We start from the raw sequence: 20,013 nt of genomic DNA, 5'->3' as shown, positions 1-20,013 counted from the left end.
AAAACCTTAACTGATTTAAATTATCACTGGATATTAATTAAAGAGAAAAGTATCACATAGCCTGATGCAATTGTTAAAAGAGCAGTCTAAACTTACCTCCCTATACTAAATACTATTTCATGGCCGTTGTGGCGCCATGAATAAAAGAATAGTTGTTTGTTTGATCTTCTTGTTAGTTGTTTTTTCATCAAGTGCTCAGAAATACGGTTCAGCACTAGGTGCCAGAATAGGCAATGAAAATTATGGTTTGTCTTATCGTCAGCGGATACTTTCCAAATTTACTGCTGAAGCAATGATGACCTTTCAGGCTGATGCTTTCCAGTTTACTGCCTTGCCAAAATATCATCTTTCAGTTATAGGAGAGGCCACAAATTTATATTTTGGAGCAGGGGCTCACTTAGGGCAATTAAAGGATTATGGAGCCTTTTATGGTTTTAATGCACTCTTTGGTGCCGAAGTGAAATTACCTGCATTACCTATTACTGTTTCAGCAGATATAATGCCTACTTATCATGAAAATCATGAAGACTGGTTTGAGTTTCCTGCTGCCGTAACAGTAAGCATTATTTTGGCTAAAGAAACAAAAGAGAAACGTAAGAAAGCACGGAAAAAGCGTAAAAAACGAAAGGAAAGACGTAAAAGAAGAGAGGAGCGGAGAGAGCAAAGAAAAGAGTGGTTTCAAGAGCATATTTTTAAGAACAAAAGTAGCTAATGTGCTTACAGTCAATATTTTCGATGAAAAATTGCACTTATTTGATTTTTTTCATGGCTTTTTCTATTCTATTAACAATTTGGTAATCTAAGATTTAAGAATCCTCCAAGCATTGTATGTAATAAGTTGTTACTTTTGAGAAATTTTAGAAACCAGAATTTCTATGAAATGCTCAAGTAGCACTTACATCTTGAATGAGATAATAGAGGGGAGCATTTTGTGTGATTAATTAAATTCAAAAACTAAACACATGAAACAATTTTACCAAAAAATTTTAACGCTTGGCCTCACAGCCTTGTTGTTCTTTACAGCAAGCAATGTGATGGGGCAGGGCACTGAAGATTTCACAAACAGTAATGCTACTGGAAGTTATTCAGATAATTCCTTTACAGGTAATGATGGAATTACTTGGACTTATGTAGCCTCAAGAGATGGAAACAATGATGCTAATTCATCAGGTATAAATTTACCTGCTTTAATGTTGAGAAGAGACACAGAACCTTCAAAAATCACTTCTAGTACAATTAGTGGAGGTATTGGTGATTTCTCTATAAAATTATATAAAGGTTTTACTGGTGGTGGTGATAGACAAGTTGAGCTTTTTGTAAATGGTGTCTCAAAAGGTACTTCTACTGCATTTGACGATTTTACAGAACATGTTTTTACTGTAGAAGACATAAACATTGATGGAGATGTTATAATAGAAATTGTTAATATCACCTCTAAGCAAGTAATTATTGACGATATTTCTTGGACTGGTTTTGTTGCATGTTCTGCTCCAACAACCCAAGCTACTTTTGGTGCCTTTACTGGGACTGGTGATAATGCTACAACGATTAATTTCACGAGAGGAGATGGTGATGGTGTTATCATCTTAGCAAAAGAAGGCTCTGCAGTTGATGCTACACCTTCTAGTGGTACTGCTTATTCAGCAAATGCTGCATTTGGTTCTGGTGACGAAATTGGAACAGGTAATTTTGTTGTTTATAATGAAACAGGCACTACTGAGGATTTAACAGCATTAGCTTTAGGCACTACTTACCATTTTGCTGCTTTTGAATATAATACAACTGGTACTTGCTATTTAACTCCTGGTGCAACTACTGATGTTACAACTACAGGTGATGCTTTACCAGAGATTATTTCTGCTGTAACTCCGGCTACAGAAACTTCCAATGATATCATTATTACTTTTTCGGAAGATGTTAGTTTTACTACTGAAGGTGGTTTTGCTATTGAAATAGGTACGCCATTAGCAACTATTCAGAGTCAAACACAGACTGCTTCTAATGAGATAACGCTCACAATAGCTGAAGATATTTCTAAAAATAGCGAAGAAATCATTTTATCTTACAATGCTTTTGTATCAGGAGCTTCAATTGTTGATGGCGGTTCACAGGCTCTTCAAAATACAAATGAAACTATTGTTAATAATACAACCTTAAATTTGGTAGCTAACGTTACTGAAGCAAGAGCACTTTCTTCTGGCGAAGATGTAAGAATCACTGGTGGCGTAATCGTAACTTATTTAACAGGTAATACACGTAACCAGTTTTTTATTCAAGATGCTGATGCTGGGTTATTAGTAGATGATAACTCAGGGACAGTAACTACTTCTTACAATGCAGGTGATGAAATTATAAACTTTCAAGGTACTTTAAGTTCTTTTAGTGGGGTAACGCAATTTGTTCCAGCAGCAGATCCTGGTGCAGCAAATAGTACAGGCAATACTATCACTCCTGTAGTAGTAACTATAGCTGATCACAATGCTAATCCAGATATCTATGAAAGTAGAGTATTACGATTCAATGAAGTTACATTTAATGAAGCAGACGGTACTGCTACTTTTGATGCACAAGCTAGTGCTACTTCTACATTAAATGATGGTGCTAATACATTAGATTTTGATGCTGATATAAGTAATGCATTCTCTGATTTTGTAAATATTGATTATGCCACAAATGTAATTCCTCAAGGTAGGTTAGATGTCATTGCAATAGGAAGAGATAGTAAAGTTTCTTCTCGTTCTGCTGCAGATATCCAAGATAACTATGAGCCAATATTCACCCAAGCACCTGCTGCCAGCACGCCTACAGTGTCTGCATTTGATGTAACCTTCAGAATGGATGAGCCAGGCAGAGTGTATTATACGCTTGAACCAGCACCGAACACAGGGATCCCTGCTGAAGTTGTTCTTACAAGTCTTGATTTTGTAGACTATACAGATGTTACTGCTGATGGTACCATTAGTTTAACAGGTTTGGAAGATGGAACAGAGTATTTTGTTCACATAATTGCTGTTGATGATGAAGGTACTCCAAATGAACAAACATCAACTACAGTAGTAAGTGCAACTACTGAGGCTGTAGTTTTTGACGCTACTTCTGATATCGTTGCTGCATCTTCACCAATTGGTGCGGCTACACTTTCTTCAGTGGCTAATGCTGATACCGATGCAGTGAATGTATTTAACTTTACTGTTACTGATGATAATGCTACTGATACTGAGCCGACTACAATCAATACAATTACGATTGAAAATAATAATTCAGCGACATGGTCAAGCATAATTGAAGGTGCAAGTATTACGGATGGTGTTACAGCAATGACTGCAACATCAATCACAGATTCAGAAATTACTTTTGATGCTTCTGCCACGCCTTATATAGTTACCGGTGGAGGAGAATTAACCTTTACTTTATCAGTTTGGTTACAAACAGCTCAAACGGATGGTACGGAGTTATCATTTACAATCCCTACTGCACACGGTTTCGAATCAGATGCTGCAGGTTCTGTAATCAAAGCTACACTCGATGCGGCAGTAACTTCAACAACACATACTATTGATGTAGTTGCGACTACTTTTGCGACAACTTCACCGGCTAGAGTGAAGCCTTCAACTGATTTTGCAGTAAGTGCTGTGGCTCAGGATGCAAATGGGAACACAGATGTTGCGGCAAGATCAATTGACGTTTCAGTTGCTGCTGGTACCTTAGGTACACTAACCTCAGTTACTGGATTAACAGGACAAGCGATGACAGCAGGTGAGTTTACTTTCGCAGATTTACAGTATGACGCTGAGGAAGATATCGTTTTAGATATTGCAGACGGATCTATTTTAGCAAGTACTGATCTCATTATAGTAAGCGATGCTAGTGTTGAAGATTTCGCTAACAGTAATGCTACTTCTTCTTATGCAGCTTCTTCATTTATTGGAAATAATGGTATTGAATGGTCATACGTTGAATCTAGAGATGCTAATAATGATACCAATGGTTCGGGTATTGATTTACCTGCTTTAATGTTGAGAAGAATTTCCGATAATTCTAAAATCACATCTTCTACTATTTCTGGGGGTATTGGTGATTTTTCTGTGAAATTGTATAAAGGGTTTACTGGAGCTGGTGAACGTCAGGTCTCTCTTTACATTAATGGTGATTCAATTACTTCCTCGACTCCTTTCGATAACTTTGATGAGCAAATTTTTGAAGTTACTGATGTTAATATTGATGGTGATTTTGTACTTGAAATAAGAAATAAGGCCACTGGTCAAATTATTATTGATGATATTACTTGGACGTCTTATGTTGATTTATGTACAGAACCAACTACACAAGCTACCGCTTTAGGTGCTACAGTAGTGGATAACAATACTATTGATTTAGCATGGACTGTTGGTAATGGTGATGCTACTTTAGTTTTAGCTAAACAAGGTACCGCTGTAGATGCCGATCCTGAGATATTGAATGCTTATACTGCTGATGCTGCATTCGGTGCAGGTACAGAGTTAGGTTCAGGAAACTTCGTTGTTTACAATGGTGCTGATGCTGCTGTTCAGGTAACAGGATTAACGCAAGGTACTTCATACCATTTTGCAGCCTATGCTTTTAATACTGCTAATAATTGCTATTATTTAGTAGATCCAGCATTGGCTAATGTAACTACAACATCTAATAACGATTCAGATTCTGATATTTCAGCTGCTGACGCTCCAATTGCAGCTGCTACTATTCCGGCTACCACAACAACTGCTGGTTCTGCTGTTGATGTGTTCTCATTCAAAATTTCTGATTTAGGAACTGCAGATGCTGAGCCAACCATTGTAAATTCGGTAACTATTGTACCAGGAGCTAGTAATACGGCTGCATGGTCAACGGTACTTGCAGGAGCTACACTTTCTACTAATACTTTCAGTGCTGAAAATGCAACTATTACTGATGCAGGAATCACTTTTGATTTGAGTACTAACGCCTTTACTGTAAATGATGGTGCAGATAGCACTCTAACATTATCAGTTTATTTAAATGCGGCTCAGGTGGATGGAGATGTAGTGTCATTTGCTATCCCTGCGGCTCATGAGTTTGTAGCAGATGGAGTAGGTTCACTTTTTGCTGAAACGGTAACTGGTGCTACTTCAAATGATCATATTATCAATGTGGAAGCTACTACTTTAGTATTGACAGCTAATACCACTTCAAATACAGATACACCATTTACTATTGGAGTATCGGCAGAGGATGCAAATGGAAATCTGGATACTGGAGCTAGAACAGTTGTAGTTTCAGGTGGAGGTTCTGGTACATTAACAGGTACCACAGATTTAACGTTGACTGATGGTGTAGGAACATTCACAGGATTGTCTTATGATACCGAAGAAACAGTGACTTTCACAGTAACTGACGGGACATTAAGTGCGACTACTGATATTACTTTCAGTACGCCTTCAGCGAACAATAATTTGTTTTTCTCTGAGTATGGAGAGGGTTCAAGTAATAACAAATACATCGAAATCTACAACGCAACTAGTGCTGATTTTGATTTGAGTACTGTTGAAGTGAAACAGTCTAATAATGGATCTGGTTTTGATGGACACCCAGATTTCCCAGCAGCGTATAGCATTACCCTACAAGGTACGCTTGCAGCTGGTGATGTGTATGTCATTGTTAATTCTTCAACAAATATAGAAGAGATTGCCCAAGAAGGTGATTTATTCTTGTCTTACGGAGATAATCCAGGAGATAGAGTGGCTTCTTTCAATGGAGATGATGCCATGGGATTATTCGTTAACGGAGAGTTAGTAGATTTGATTGGTGATCCTGCAGTAGATCCAGGTTCTGCTTGGGATGTTGCTGGTGTCACGGGTGGAACCCAAGACCATACACTTGTGAGAAAATCAACTGTCACATCAGGTAATACTACTGCACTAGGTTCTTTTGGAACAGATGCAAGTGATTCTGAGTGGATAGTGAATCCTCAAAATGATTTTTCAAATTTAGGTTTCCATCAGGTAGCTGGAGACGATATTCCTGAGCTAACTGTGGTTGAGTCTATAACAGACTTTGGATCAGTTGAAAACGGTCAAGTTTCATCTTCCCAAAGTTTTACTGTTGCTGGAAGTACCTTGTTATCAGATATTGTGTTAACTGTAACTTCTAATTATGAGCTATCAATAGATGATACTAATTTCTCATCAGAGCTAACTTTAAGTGCTACTAATAATACAGTTGCAGAGACTACTGTATTCGTTAGGTTTGCACCAAACTCGGGAGTTGATGGTGTCATTGATGGCCTTGTTTCTATTAATACAACTGGTGCGGTGACAGAAGAAATTACACTTACTGGATCTGAAACGGGTAACCCCGAAGTACTTTTTGCGGAAAACTTTGAAAATTGTGATGTTACTAATTACAATACTTTCAGCGTAACGGGGGATCAAGAATGGTCATGTACTAATTTTGGTCAAACAGGATCAGCAGTGAGAATGAATGGTTTTTCAAGTGGAGCGCAAGAAAATGAAGACTGGTTAATTACAAATGCAGTGGCTCTATCTTCGGCTTTTAGTGCTAACTTTAGTTTTTTCTCTGATGTATCATTCCCTGTTGAATCTGTTGGATTAGAGGTGTTAATTTCAGAAGATTATGCTGGTTCAGGTGATCCTACTACGGCAAACTGGACAGCATTATCAGTTACTTTAGATGAAAACGGAGACTCTGATAGCTGGACTTCATCTGGATTAGTGGATTTAACAGCTTATGCAGGTAAGTCAGTCTATTTTGCTTTTAAGTATAATTCAACAACTGATGGTGCTGCTCAATGGACAATTGATAACTTATTGGTGCAATTGACTAATACAGCAATTTCATCTTCTTTGGTAGTAGATGTTGAAGGAGATAGTTTTGATTTTGGTTCTGTTGAAACTGGTTCAGTATCTGCAGCGCAATCTTTCACAGTATCTGGATTGTACTTAACAGAAGATATTTCAATTACTGCATCTTCTAATTATCAGGTGAGTTTAATTGAGAATGACGCTTTTGATACTAGTACAACTTTACCAATCAACCCTGATGGTTCATTAGAAGAAATCACTGTTTATGTTAGATTTGCTCCAACTGCTGAGGTAGGAGGAACAATCAACGGAACAGTTACTGTGAATTCAGGAGATATAGAGGAAGTAGTAATTAACTTAACAGCTAGCGAACAGTTAGTCGTTACTGCTAATACTAAAAATCAATTAACTGGTGTTATGGTATTCCCTAATCCAGTTCAAAATCAATTGAATGTTAACATAGAGCAAGGTGGGCAATTTACTTATCAAGTAATAGGTCTTCAAGGTGCTACTCTAATAAAAGGAGCTGGAAATACTCAGCAAACTATAAATGTTTCAGCTTTAAAGGCGGGTGTTTATATTTTAGAAGTAATACAAGAAGGAAAATCTTTTAGATCAAGAGTAATTAAGAGATAATTCACATATTCTTAGATTAATTAAAAACCCTGGCAGCCTTGTCAGGGTTTTTTTATGCAGTAAATTTTGTTGATTGCTTAGGGTTTAGAATATCTTAATGCATAATTTTATAAAATAATAAAGAAAGCAAGTATGAAGATATATACCAGAGGAGGAGATAAAGGAAAAACCTCATTATTGGGTGGTTCACGCATTTCTAAAGCTGATAGGCGAATTGATGCTTATGGAAATGTAGATGAACTGAATAGTTGGGTAGGTTTGCTGCGAGATCAGCAGGTTAATGCTAATCGCCATTTACTTTTGGTAGAAATTCAGGATCGCTTATTTACAATTGGCTCACATTTGGCCAATGAAAAGGCTGATTCAGACAGGTTTCAGATTCCTGAAATTCATGAGGAGGATGTTACGCGGCTTGAGGAAGCTATTGATCAAATGAATGAAAAGCTTCCTGAAATGAAGAGTTTTATTTTACCTGGAGGCCATCAAGTTGTATCATATTGCCATATAACGCGTACTGTATGCCGTAGGGCAGAAAGAGGAGTAGTAGCATTACAAGAGGTTAGTGATGAGGTTGAACCATTGATTGTGACCTACTTAAATAGATTGTCAGACTATTTATTTGTGCTCTCTCGTATGCTTACAAAAGAGCTGAATGCCACCGAGGTGCCATGGGTTCCTAAAAAGTAAACTTGATTTTCATCCGTTTTTTGACTAATTTCGTGTCCTTTTTTAGACTACTTAGCCTTATAATAACATGATAGATACCCTAGATATTTCCATTCAAAAAGTTTCAGAATCGAAAATCAATCAGGTGGATTTTGATAATATTCCATTTGGTAGAATTTATTCAGACCATATGTTTATCGCTGATTATAAAGACGGTGAATGGTCTGATTTCAGAATAGAGCCCTATGCAGATTTATCAATGGCTCCTGCTTCTAGTGTTATACATTATGGCCAGTCGGTTTTTGAAGGTTTAAAGGCTTACAAAAATAAAGATGGCAAAACTACTGTTTTCAGACCTGACCAAAATGCAAAAAGATTAAATAAGTCAGCTGAGCGTATGTGCATTCCGGAAGTACCGGAGGATTTATTTATGAGTGGCCTTACAGAATTGCTGAAACTTGATGAAGCATGGATTCCTTCAAAGGCAGGTACGGCACTTTACATAAGACCTTTCGTATTCGCCATGGATGATTACATTGGTATTAAGGCGTCAGATACTTATCGTTTTATGATTATTACATGCCCGGTTGGCGGTTATTACAGCGAGCCTGTAAAAGTGAAAATTGAAACAGAGTATACCAGAGCTGCTGAAGGTGGCACAGGCTATGCAAAAGCCGCAGGAAACTATGCAGGTTCTTTATATCCTGCTAGACTGGCACAGCAGAAGGGTTATCATCAGTTAATCTGGACTGATGCCAAAGAGCATAAATACATAGAAGAGTCAGGAACAATGAACGTGATGTTTGTAATAGGAGATACCCTCATCACCCCTGAAACAGGTTCGACTATATTAAATGGTATTACCAGAAATTCTGTATTGACAATTGCTCGTGATTGGGGTATGAAAGTGGAAGAAAGAAGAGTTTCTGTTGATGAGGTAGTTAAAGCTGCTCAGGATGGAAATCTAAAAGAAGCATTTGGTGCAGGAACTGCAGCTACTATAGCTCATATCAAATTAATCCATCATAATGGAACGGATTACGAACTTCCGGCAGTAGAGAATAGAGAGTTCTCTAATAAAGTATTGAAGGAGTTAGACGACATTAAAGCAGGACATAGCGAAGACAAGCATAACTGGCTATTCACTATTTGATTGCTCATTTAAAAATATAAATGCCGCTCTGTATATTCGCAGTGCGGCATTTTTAGTATACGCTTATAACTTTTACAAATCATATTATATGACTTCAGATCAACTGAAAGATTTAAAGGCCCGGGTGGAAGCACTTCGGGGGTATCTTTGACTACGATAAAAAAGTAGAAGAAATAAAAGAACTGGAATTATTATCAGCTCAGCCTGACTTCTGGAATAACTCAGATGCGGCAGAAGCTACCATGAAAGATATAAGAGCTAAAAAGGAATGGACCAAGCAGTTCGAAGACCTTGAAGAGCTCTATGGTGATGCTGAAACGCTAAGTGAGTTTCAGGAGATGGGAGAGAGCTCCGAGGAAGAAGTAAATAAGGCTTATGATAAGGCTATCGCAAAAGTTGAAGACCTTGAGTTGAAGAAAATGCTTTCTTCCGAAGAAGATCAGCTTTCGGCTATGCTTCAGATTACTCCTGGTGCCGGTGGTACTGAAAGTAATGACTGGGCAGGCATACTCATGCGGATGTATATCATGTGGGGTGAAAGTAATGGTTATAAAGTAAAAGAAGTTGATTTCCAGGAAGGTGATGTAGCAGGAGTGAAGTCTGTTACGCTAGAATTTGAAGGCTCTCAGGCATATGGTTTCTTAAAGTCTGAAAATGGAGTACATAGATTAGTTAGGATTTCTCCCTTTGATAGTGGTGGTAGAAGGCACACTTCATTTGCATCTGTTTATGTTTATCCGGTAGCAGATGATTCTATCACAATCGACATTCATCCAAACGAAATAGAAATGCATACTTCTCGCTCAGGAGGTGCTGGTGGTCAGAATGTAAACAAGGTAGAAACTAAAGTACAGCTTACGCATAAGCCAACGGGTATAGTGGTAGTTTGTCAAGCCAACAGAACCCAGTTGGGTAACCGTGAACAGGCCATGCAAATGCTAAAGTCGCAATTGTACCAGCGTGAGATTGAAAAACGTAATGCTGAACGTAATGAGATTGAAGCTGGCAAAATGAAAATTGACTTTGGTTCTCAAATAAGAAACTACGTTTTACATCCATACAAGCTTATTAAGGATGCAAGAACGGGAGTGGAACGCACTGACGTACAAAATGTGCTTGATGGTGATCTAAATGACTTTATCAAAGCCTTCTTAATGGGAAAAGAACCAGGGGATGATAAGGAATAGATTTAAATAACTGTGGTTAGTTTACTTAAATTCCACATCTGATGAGACTATTTAGCTTTCTTTTAATTTGCTCAACTTTATGCGCTTGTCAGGATGAATCCATCGACTATCAAAAGCCCTCAGGTGTCGATTTTCAGGATGAGATGAGGGATTTTGTCATTGAGATTAGTGAATACGCAAAAGCTCAAAAGTCAGGTTTTTCCGTTATACCACAAAATGGGATTGAGCTGGTAACTACAAACGCGGAGGAGTCTGGTCAGGCACACAATGAATACTTAGAAGCCATTGATGGTCATGGGCAAGAAGATTTATTCTTTGGATATGATAAAGACGACCAGAAAACTTCCTCATCAGATAGTCAATATCTGATGAGCTTTCTTAAGCTTTCTCAAAGTTTAGGCAACACCATTTTAGTAACTGATTACTGTAATACGCCTGTTAAAATGGATGAAAGCTACACCATTAATCAATCCCATGACTTTGTTTCTTATGCAGCACCTGATAGGGAATTGAATATAATTGCAGACTATCCAGTCAATTTACATAATGAAAATGATCAACACGTTTCTTCTTTAAGTCAGGTTCAGAATTTCCTGTATCTTATTAATCCTGATAAGTTTACCGATAAAGAAAGCTTTATAAAAGAGATTACAGCTACCAACTATGATCTGCTAATAATGGATTTATTCCTCAATGATGGTATAACCTTCACGGCAGCAGATGTAGAACGTCTGCGCGTCAAACAAAATGGAGGCAGCAGAATGGTGATATGTTATATGTCTATTGGAGAAGCAGAGGACTATCGTTACTACTGGAAGAGAGAATGGAATAATTTTAAACCTTCATGGGTTGCTGTAGAAAATCCTGACTGGCCAGGTAATTTCAAGGTAGAGTTTTGGAATCAGGAATGGAAAAATATTATATATGGGCACGAAAATGCCTATTTAGATAAAATACTCCAAGCTGATTTTGATGGTGTTTATCTTGATATAATTGATGCATTTGAATTTTTCGATAATTTGTAATCAATTATTGATTAAACATCATTTTGGTTAAGTACTTTTTATTTTCTAGAATTATTTCAACTATATAAAGCCCATCCGGCATGGTTGGTAGTTGTACTGCCTGACCATTGAAACCAGCTTTCATTTGGTATTTTAATTGGCCATTTAACCCGTATATATTTAATGCATCGAAGTCTTCTGAGACGTACAAAATACCTTTATTAGGGTTTGGCCAAATTCTGATTGATGTATTCTTAGCTTTAGGTCTATTTGCTAAAACACCATCGGTATCTCCAAAAACAGGTCTTATCATTACGCTTCCTTCTAATGTCGTATTTAGTTCCCAACTTCCACTTTGGTTATAAAATAGTTGAGTAGCACTATTGGTGTTTTTATCAAAACCTACTGATACTACTTCATCATTTTCTTCCCTATATCCTACATAAATTACTCCTTCAACAAATACAGGCTGCTCAAAAGTAAAGCGCTGAAATTGATTGAGATCAGTTGATGGGTTGACCAATACGTTCTGTGCTAAAAGAATATCATAGGTAATGTTAAGTCCATTAATAGAGTCTAGCACTAAAAGTGTTATGTTTTTACTTCCGCTATTTTGTGCCAAATTAGGTATATACATATCTATTCCTGTCATATAATGGCCTCCATTAATCCTAAATAGTTGAGCCATTTGGTAATTTTTGGAATTGAGTTGAATACTGGCTTCTGCGCTGCCGTCATCCAAGGCATAATAATCATGAAAACTAGTCACCTGTTTAATAGTGTCATTAGCTCTAAATGAATATTGATTATAATAAATCGTGGTGCCGTTAACTGTTTCAAAAAACAGGCTATCCGTATTTCCCAGGTTAAATCGAGATTCTATATAAATTGAGTCTTGAGCTTCCTTGTTAGTTAAAAGATAGTCTGATACATTCTGGGTATTTCTAAAGTTTATGTTAAATAGAGCAGTATCTTGAGCAGAAGTAAGGAAATTTCCTTGTACTTGTATGCTATCTATTAACGATGTCGGATTTAAGGTGTCTCTCACTGTTCCAAATATTTCAGTACCGAAAATTGTGGAGTTGCCATTGCCAGCCCACAAGTTATTATAAATAAGGGATCCTTCACTAATATGTCTATCTAACCAGTCTTGAGTTATATGCTTTAAAGGTACTCCATAGTAACTATCAAAAAGGTTTTGAGGAATTGATGAAAAGGTTCTATCCTCATAAGAATCATAATTGAAGTTAGCTGTACTTACGCTCGTGTTACCTTCATTCAAGTAGATGTAATCCAAATTCCAGCTATCAAAATCTCCCGCCAGATTTCCATAATATTCAAACTTAAACTGAAAGCCAGCGTGTAAATACTGTGATTCATTCACTTGCTCAAAATGTTGCTGAAATTGAATTGGTTCGGAGCTACCACTTCCTCCGATAGCATATACCTCAATCCATCTATTGCTGTCATTTTTGAAATAGAGTCTAAGTGAATCTTCTGAATCTGGTGCTGTTGGGCCATAGCCTTCTTGCCAAAAGAAACTAAGAGAAATATTATCCTGATTGGTGTAATCTGACAGATCAATGGCCTGAGATACTAAACTATCACCGATTCCTACATTTCTACTATCTGTTGCATAAGAGGTGCCTGAAGCATCAAATCCATCCAAAGTTGCCACATTATATGATGGCGCTAAATAAGCTAGCCCGTTGTTGATGTGTATTTGTGAACTATGAGCCCATATACTGGTATCTGCCTCGTTTGCATGGCGAGAAAAGTCATCCCAGAGTGGTAGGCTAATAGTGTCTGTCTGTTGAATTATTCTTGATGAATAATGCTTATTGGATTGATGATTAATTCCTCCCAATCGTAATGCCTGAGCGCTAACCTCATTGTAACCGATTGAAAGACTAAAAATCAGTAAACTAAGAATTTTTATATTTAAAGAGTTGATCAACCTCATATTTCACTAGGAGCTTTCAAATCATCCTCATCTTTTTGAGAAACCACCCAGATGTCAATTTTATTGCCTGTGCGTACCGACTCTCCAACTTTCGGATATTGTTGCACCACTATGCCTGCAGGCTTATCTTCAACATCTCTCTTATGTACCGTGCCAAGCTTCAATCCACTTCCTCTAATAATAAATTCTGCATCATCTTGAGACATATCTGTCAATTCTGGCATTGGGAAAGCTCTGCCATTACCGTTTCCGATTACAAGGTCAATTGAACTGCCTTTAGCAATATCCTGACCTTGTTCAATTTCCTCACCTTTATGCAATTGTTTTAATACAGCATTTTGGAATTCATGAGGCTCATAAATGATTTCTCCCAGAATTAAACCATAGCTTTCAAGTACCATTTGAGCGTTCTTCAAAGAGCCATCAACTAGTTTAGGCATTTTAACATTAGGCGGATTCTGTGCATTTATGGAAAGGTAGATCTTTCTATTTTCTTTTACTTTCTGGCCTGCTGCAGGCGTTTGATTCAGTACAGTGAAAGGAGGGAAGTCCGCAGAATAACCCGAATCAGGTGTAATTTCATATCTTAAATCGCGATCTGTTAAATATTCATCCAATTCTTCAAATTGAACACCGTATAAATCAGGAACTGTAATGCTTTCTCCATGATTGGTTTTTACGGGTAAATAAATATAAAAGAAGCCTAAAACGAGTACAGCTCCTATACCGATAATAATCCCTAAATGAATCAATAAATCTTTAAGACTATTTGCTTTAAGCTTCATGCGTAGATAATTTTTTATTGTTACGCTCTATTCCAAATGTTAAGATTTGGTCAATAAAGTCGTAAGGTTTGTAGCCATTAATAGCTGTTTGGTGAAATATACAAGTTGCCGGAGTCATACCAGGTAATGAATTAACTTCAATAATAATAGTTTCTGCTGTTAAGTCATCAAAAATTCTTACGAAAGCATCAATTCTGGCATAGCCTTGAATATCTAAGATCTCTGCTGTACGCTTAAGTGTTTCTTTCACTTGTTCGGCAATCTTTGTATAGTTTCGTTCATCAGTGGTATAGCGTGCTGGTGTAATATTCTGACCTTCACCCGCTAAAAATTTCTCCTCCAAACTTAGTACTTCACCGCTTGCTAACGCTTCAGATGGCTCAAATATTTCATAAGTTACTTTACCCTCTTCATCAAATTTGGTCAGTAAGCCACCTGTAATTTCAAGAAAGTACTTGGCATTATGCTTTTCAACCAATTCTTCAAGCAAAAAGAAATTCTTTTGAGGAAATTCTTCTGTTGGCTTTAACTTAAGGGTGTTAGCAAGATCTGTAATAAACGCAGGCTGAGGTCTGAACATTAAACCAGCAAAAGCCTTAAGTTCTTCTCTATTTTTAATCTTCTTTACAGCCGAACTACAACCATCATCTGCAGGCTTGGCAATAAGCGGATATTGCAGTTGGGCTTCAATTGATTCTATTTCAGCATCTGCATCAGACTCCCATTTATCCTGATATACAAGTCTGTGATCTGCTACTGAAATACCATTTTCTTTCAGTATTTCATTGGTATCAAACTTGTTAATAGTTGTTTGAGAGCTACTTATACCAGACCCATTATATGGAATATTAAATTTCTCAAGCTCCTTTTGAACAGCTCCATCTTCTCCAGGGCGACCATGAAGTGCTATAAAAACTGCATCTACCATTTTATTTAAATCAGAATAGTCGATAGCCTGAAGCTTTTGAATAGTATTGGCAGCATATTTTGCGGTGATATTGCTGCATTCGAAAATGATTTGATCTAATACAGGATGCCTCTCATTTTTGTGTACTTTCTCTTTTATATCATCAGCATTGTCTTTGAGCATGATATTGACAGGGAGCACATGCAACTCATGCTTTTCTTCCGTTCCACTTAAGAAAATAGGAATAGGGAAGTACTTTTCCGAAGAGGAAAGTTTTTCAAAAATGTTTCTTCCACTTTCTACTGAAATATGCCTTTCGGTAGAAAAGCCACCCATAATTACACCAACATTAATTTTCTGTTGATCTTCCTTTTGAAGTGCATTTAATTTATTGTCTAATCCCTCAAGTAAATTGGATATGTTTTGATGTTGCTTTCCAGATTTTAACCTTTCTGCTAAGGAGGTCCTGATGATGTAACTTAGAAACTGTGAAGGGTTTAGACCTATTTCTGCTGCCTGATGGAAAAAGAATGATGATGGCAACATACCTGAAGTTGTGTTTGGGTCATTCAGGTAAATGTTATTAGTATCATCAATAAAGCCATCAATTCTTGCATAAACATTAATCTGAAGGGCTTTAAATAAATGGCTGCACTGTTTCCTAATAGATTCAATAACATCGATAGGAGCATCTATAGGCGTAACTTTTCTACTCATTCCTGGTAAGTATTTTGACCTATAATCAAATACTTCCGAGCCCTTTCTAATCTCAGTAGGGGGGAGCGCGATTGGGTTACCATTTTCATCCTGAATGACAATGCAGGAGAATTCTCTACCTTTTATGAAAGACTCAATTAATAATTCGCTTTCACCATTAGTAGCCTCTAGCTTTACCGTTTCTCCCGATGCAGTATTATCAAGAATGTTGAAAAGCTCATCCACTTCATAAATTAACTTTCCTTTGTGTAATGCTGGCAATCCGATACCTTCTCTGATATCAACCAATTGGGCAATTTCTCTAACTTTCTGTTCTTCACTTAATTTGTGCCATGCATCAATGTTTACTTCTTGAATGAAGAAGCTCTTCTGAATACCAGTAGCAAAAGCATCAAAGTTATCTTCCTTAACAATACTAACACCAATTGAAGAACCCTGATGAGGTGATTTTATAACAATAGGTAGGCCAATGCTTTTCTTCAGATATTCAAATATTTGCTCTTTTGGCTGGTTTTGCCAGTCAGCTTTGCTTAAAATCTCACTTTTAGGTACTTTAAAGCCAGCCTGCTTAAGGAGCTTCTTCTGTGAAATTTTATTGATACCAATAGCCGAAGCTAAAATACCTGCTCCGCTATAGGGTATGTTATACCAATCCAAAATCCCTTGTATGTTACCGTCCTCACCATAAGGTCCGTGTAAACTTAGGAAAGCGAAATCGATATATTTATGAAAATTTTCTGGGCTAATTCTTTTACCTACTTTGCTGATGAGGTTATTCCAGTCTTCGTCTTCTAAGTTTTTTAATGACTCAGCATAAATCTGAACTGGATATTTCGACTTTGGTAAATATGAAACTGGTGGGTAGAAATCTCTAATAGTTCCTTTATATATAAACTGCCAATCCAGTAAAATAAAGTGTCCGCGACTGTCTACGAATATAGGTACAGCATCAAAAATGGATTTATTTAAGTTGTCATATACCGTTCTACCTCCCGCAAATGAAATTTCTCTCTCTCTGGATTGTCCACCAAAAAATATTCCTACCCTCATAAGGTTTCTACTTCTGTATTTAAGTTGCTGAACTTTTAATTCAGCGTATAATAATTGATACTCTTATATTATAAGAATGAGTAAAAATAAGGCTTAGATATTAAACTTCTTAAGCAAATGGCTTTATTTTCTGTTAGCCTAAAGTTGGGATGATTCATTCTACAATAAACCTCACTGATTGATTAAGGCCTTCAGTCTGAAAGTTTAGCAGGTATAAGCCTGAAGCCAAGGCTGATACATCAAAGGAAACAAATTGATTTAATATTTTCGGTTCGTAAAACCTCATGATAACATTCCCTCTCAGGTCTAGTATTTGAAAAGAGCCAGAATCTGCTTGATTTAGGTTGAAATGAAGATTTAAGGTGCCGTCAGTAACGGGGTTGGGGTAAACGGCAAATTGAGCTCTTGTGTCAGGGTAAGGTGGTGGTGTTTCCTGACCAATAAAGAAAGTAACATCTTTTAAATAAACATTGGCTCCATTGTCGTGCATGGCCTTTATTGCTACTCTTATTTTTTCTTTATAGGTATAAGGACTCAGATCAATAAGTTCAGTTCTGAAAATAGGCTCGGCATCTGCTTCATTTCCAAAAGAGGTAGCTAATGAATCAGCTGATTTTTCATAAATCAGTGTTTCAATAATGTTTCTTTCAGATTCGTTCAGTAGATAAACCTCTAGCGACTCCTGCTGTTTGTATGGTTTATGATAAGCAACTTTAAATATTAAGCTAAGAAATTCGGTTCGAGTAACATCAACTATTGGACTTATTAGCCAATCCTCTTCAAGTTCCTTAGAAACCAGTGCTGATTGACTGCTCATGGCATTATATTGATTGTCAAAAATCCAGCTATTTTGTTTATCTGGATTAAAAATGTACCAATTTTCCTTACTGGCCTTCGATAAATCCAGGCGAATTGGAGGTATTTCTTCTGAGCAGCTTTGTTGATATGGAAGGAAAATACTTTCTGTTATCGTTTCTTCTTCAAATGTTGTGGACACTTGTAATTCTAAAACTCCTGAAGTTGCAGGAGGATTTATTTCTGGAAGTTGATAGGTAACTACCTGATTACTTGTAATCGCTACAGATTCATTAAATTCATTTAATGTTTCATCACCATTTTTAACTGCTATACTGAAGTTAGTAACTACACTTCTGCCTGTGTTTTTAAGTCTAAGCATTGATTGAATTGCCTCTTCGCAATATAATGCATTGGCATTCCTCCAACTTACTGGGCTAAGTCGCTTTTCAGGTATTTTACTCTCTTCTAATTTAAATTGACTAAGGTAGAAATTATTATTCCCTCTATTTTCAACTTCAATTCTAAAACAAACAGAAGGTTTACCTCTTAGCCTACCTAAATCTAAATAGAGACTGTCCCAATCAAGCCTGTGCTCTGGAACAAATGCCTCATTTTTACCATAAGCAGTTACTACCTCATTACCTGTAGAGCTATAGAGTAAATCTGTGAAACTAGCGCCACAATCATAGGATGCATAAATAGTCAGTTGGTGTGCATTGGTATCAGCTGCCTGTGCATAAACCAATTCAAGAGCAGGAATATCAAGTGTAGTGAAATCGAAAATGGGAGAAATTAATCTTTCTTTTTGCCCAAGATTGGTTCTTTTCTGATATAAAGGAACACCGACATACCCGTTCAATTCTGTCCAGCTTTCTTCATCGTCTAAATTTTGTATCAGCCAGTCATTAAAACCATCACTAAAATCTTGTTGGTAGGGTACAGACTTTGATGCGTTTTGCTGATAAAATTCTTTTAGTTCATTATTGGATATACGTTCATCGGTTTGACCGTTTAGTATGAGCTTATAAGATAGTTCATATTCACCAAAGGAGTTAAAACTGATAGGATCAAAGTTTATTTTAACTTCTCGTCCAGGAGGAATGGTGTCAGAGAAGGTCTTTCTTTCTTTAATGCTTCCTTGTAGTTTTAATTCAACGCTGTAATTTGTAATAGAGTCCAGCCCTTGGTTTCTTACTAAAGTGGTTGGTGTGTATAGTTGATCACAATTACTTATGAACTTTTGGTTAACAGCTTGGAGTGCAAGGTCTTTGTTTAGCGGAATAGGTTCTTCTAATGCTACAGAAGTTGTGAGACTCAACCTTCTAGGACTATTTTCAACAACAGCTCGCATTCTACTTTTCTGATCTTGAGTGAATAATGTCATGCATGCATCATTTGTATAGTCCATAAAGTTCTGTACCATATTTAAAGTATTGCATGAAGTAGCCTCCAAATTGCAACCCGAGTGAGACGAGCTTGCTTCGGGGGTGTCTTCACAAAAATCATCGATAGAACAACCGCCATCACCCCAAATATGCCTAAGCCCAAAGAAGTGTCCCATTTCATGGGTTAAAGTTCTACCTTTACTTTCAAAAATAGGGCTGTTTGGATTGTCTCCTATATATTGATAATCAATGGTAACCCCATCTATTAATCTGTTTCCTGAAGCTTCTTCAAGTCCTGGGAGGTTAGCTATTGGAAACTCAGCCCAGCCCAGACTAGGCGAAGTGACATCTGTAATCCAAATATTGAGATAGTCTTCAGCTGGCCAGTAGCTTTCAGCTGATAAGGTGGCACGCTGATCATAGCTGTAAGTAAACTGACTACCAATTAACCGAACTATACCATCGGTTTCAAAACCTGAAGGGTCCTGCTTAGCATATACAAATTCAATTTCTACATCTGCTGCCAAGTCCTTAAATTCGTCAATGGTTTCAGCCAGATTACCATTAAGCAGGTTAAAATCCTCATTTAGCGTTTCTAATTGTCTATCCAGTCTTTCTTTAGGAAGATTAACACCTTGACCGATCGCCTCGCCCTTATGGATGATGTGAAAAACTACGGGTATTTGAACAATCGCTGCAGTTCTGGATGCAGAACCTTCTATTTGTTGACTAAACTTTCGATGAGCTATTTTTTTAGATAGCCACTCTTCGAAATTTTGGTCGGAAAGTACTTTTGATTTGCTGATTCTTTCCTGGAGAATTAAATGAGAAGCACATTTTTCCTGGGCTAAAATAGAGGTGCCACTCATAAAAAAGAGCATAAAAAAAACTCCCGAAATAATCAGCTTGAATATGTTAAGGGAGTTTCTGCTCATTGACATTGT

At 37.1% G+C, this 20,013-nt stretch carries 10 protein-coding genes; 6 read left to right on the top strand and 4 right to left on the bottom strand.

The genetic code is table 11. The features are described 5' to 3' along the window. Nucleotides 1-136: 136 nt before the first annotated feature. From JKP34_RS13715 to JKP34_RS13690, 6 genes are all read left to right on the top strand, one after another. Nucleotides 137-712, top strand: coding sequence for a hypothetical protein (locus tag JKP34_RS13715; RefSeq protein ID WP_201922573.1), 576 nt, complete (start codon nt 137-139; stop codon nt 710-712). Nucleotides 713-962: 250 nt separating this feature from the next. Continuing rightward, a complete protein-coding gene (locus tag JKP34_RS13710) occupies nt 963-7,454 on the top strand; it encodes a T9SS-dependent choice-of-anchor J family protein (protein ID WP_201922570.1) in 6,492 nt (2,163 codons plus the stop codon). Nucleotides 7,455-7,586: 132 nt separating this feature from the next. After that, nucleotides 7,587-8,141 carry a cob(I)yrinic acid a,c-diamide adenosyltransferase gene (locus tag JKP34_RS13705; RefSeq protein WP_201922567.1) on the top strand — a complete coding sequence of 185 codons (555 nt, stop codon included), beginning with the start codon at nt 7,587-7,589 and terminating at the stop codon, nt 8,139-8,141. Between the two features lie 67 nt (nt 8,142-8,208). After that, nucleotides 8,209-9,273: a branched-chain amino acid aminotransferase gene (locus JKP34_RS13700; RefSeq protein ID WP_201922564.1), complete on the top strand. Its 1,065-nt coding sequence runs from the start codon at nt 8,209-8,211 to the stop codon at nt 9,271-9,273. Between the two features lie 88 nt (nt 9,274-9,361). Next, nucleotides 9,362-10,460, top strand: a protein-coding gene (gene prfB, locus JKP34_RS13695; RefSeq protein ID WP_201922562.1) for a peptide chain release factor 2 whose coding sequence is annotated in 2 segments (ribosomal slippage) — nt 9,362-9,421 and nt 9,423-10,460 — 1,098 coding nt in all. Because the reading frame shifts where the segments join, the coding sequence is not laid out codon by codon here. A gap of 41 nt (nt 10,461-10,501) precedes the next feature. Beyond that, a complete protein-coding gene (locus JKP34_RS13690) occupies nt 10,502-11,485 on the top strand; it encodes an endo alpha-1,4 polygalactosaminidase (RefSeq protein WP_201922559.1) in 984 nt (327 codons plus the stop codon). A gap of 4 nt (nt 11,486-11,489) precedes the next feature. Here the strand turns inward: JKP34_RS13690 and JKP34_RS13685 are convergent, their stop codons facing one another. The 4 genes from JKP34_RS13685 to JKP34_RS13670 all read right to left on the bottom strand — a co-directional run bounded on the left by JKP34_RS13685 (nt 11,490) and on the right by JKP34_RS13670 (nt 20,004). Then, complete coding sequence (locus JKP34_RS13685; RefSeq protein WP_201922556.1) at nt 11,490-13,427, bottom strand: T9SS type A sorting domain-containing protein; 1,938 nt, start codon at nt 13,425-13,427, stop codon at nt 11,490-11,492. After that, nucleotides 13,424-14,212 (bottom strand): PASTA domain-containing protein, encoded by a 789-nt coding sequence (locus JKP34_RS13680; protein WP_201922553.1) that lies wholly within the window; start codon nt 14,210-14,212, stop codon nt 13,424-13,426. Before JKP34_RS13680 ends, JKP34_RS13685 begins: the two co-directional genes overlap by 4 nt. After that, nucleotides 14,202-16,886, bottom strand: a complete 2,685-nt coding sequence (locus JKP34_RS13675; protein ID WP_201922550.1) for a D-alanine--D-alanine ligase family protein — start codon at nt 16,884-16,886, stop codon at nt 14,202-14,204. Before JKP34_RS13675 ends, JKP34_RS13680 begins: the two co-directional genes overlap by 11 nt. A 154-nt stretch (nt 16,887-17,040) precedes the next feature. Then, nucleotides 17,041-20,004 (bottom strand): M43 family zinc metalloprotease, encoded by a 2,964-nt coding sequence (locus JKP34_RS13670; RefSeq protein ID WP_201922547.1) that lies wholly within the window; start codon nt 20,002-20,004, stop codon nt 17,041-17,043. Nucleotides 20,005-20,013 lie beyond the last annotated feature (9 nt).

Origin of the sequence: Marivirga atlantica, assembly GCF_016734805.1 — a bacterium.
GTDB lineage: Bacteria > Bacteroidota > Bacteroidia > Cytophagales > Cyclobacteriaceae > Marivirga > Marivirga atlantica.
Note: the sequence above shows the minus strand (reverse complement) of the source record. Positions and strands in the feature narration are given on the sequence as shown.

Excerpts from the sequence above, each read along its gene's own strand:
- JKP34_RS13675 (WP_201922550.1), bottom strand. The coding sequence starts at position 16,886 with ATGAGGGTAGGAATATTTTTTGGTGGACAATCCAGAGAGAGAGAAATT.
- JKP34_RS13715 (WP_201922573.1), top strand. The coding sequence starts at position 137 with ATGAATAAAAGAATAGTTGTTTGTTTGATCTTCTTGTTAGTTGTTTTT.
- JKP34_RS13670 (WP_201922547.1), bottom strand. The coding sequence starts at position 20,004 with ATGAGCAGAAACTCCCTTAACATATTCAAGCTGATTATTTCGGGAGTT.
- JKP34_RS13685 (WP_201922556.1), bottom strand. The coding sequence starts at position 13,427 with ATGAGGTTGATCAACTCTTTAAATATAAAAATTCTTAGTTTACTGATT.
- JKP34_RS13705 (WP_201922567.1), top strand. The coding sequence starts at position 7,587 with ATGAAGATATATACCAGAGGAGGAGATAAAGGAAAAACCTCATTATTG.
- JKP34_RS13680 (WP_201922553.1), bottom strand. The coding sequence starts at position 14,212 with ATGAAGCTTAAAGCAAATAGTCTTAAAGATTTATTGATTCATTTAGGG.
- JKP34_RS13690 (WP_201922559.1), top strand. The coding sequence starts at position 10,502 with ATGAGACTATTTAGCTTTCTTTTAATTTGCTCAACTTTATGCGCTTGT.
- JKP34_RS13710 (WP_201922570.1), top strand. The coding sequence starts at position 963 with ATGAAACAATTTTACCAAAAAATTTTAACGCTTGGCCTCACAGCCTTG.
- JKP34_RS13700 (WP_201922564.1), top strand. The coding sequence starts at position 8,209 with ATGATAGATACCCTAGATATTTCCATTCAAAAAGTTTCAGAATCGAAA.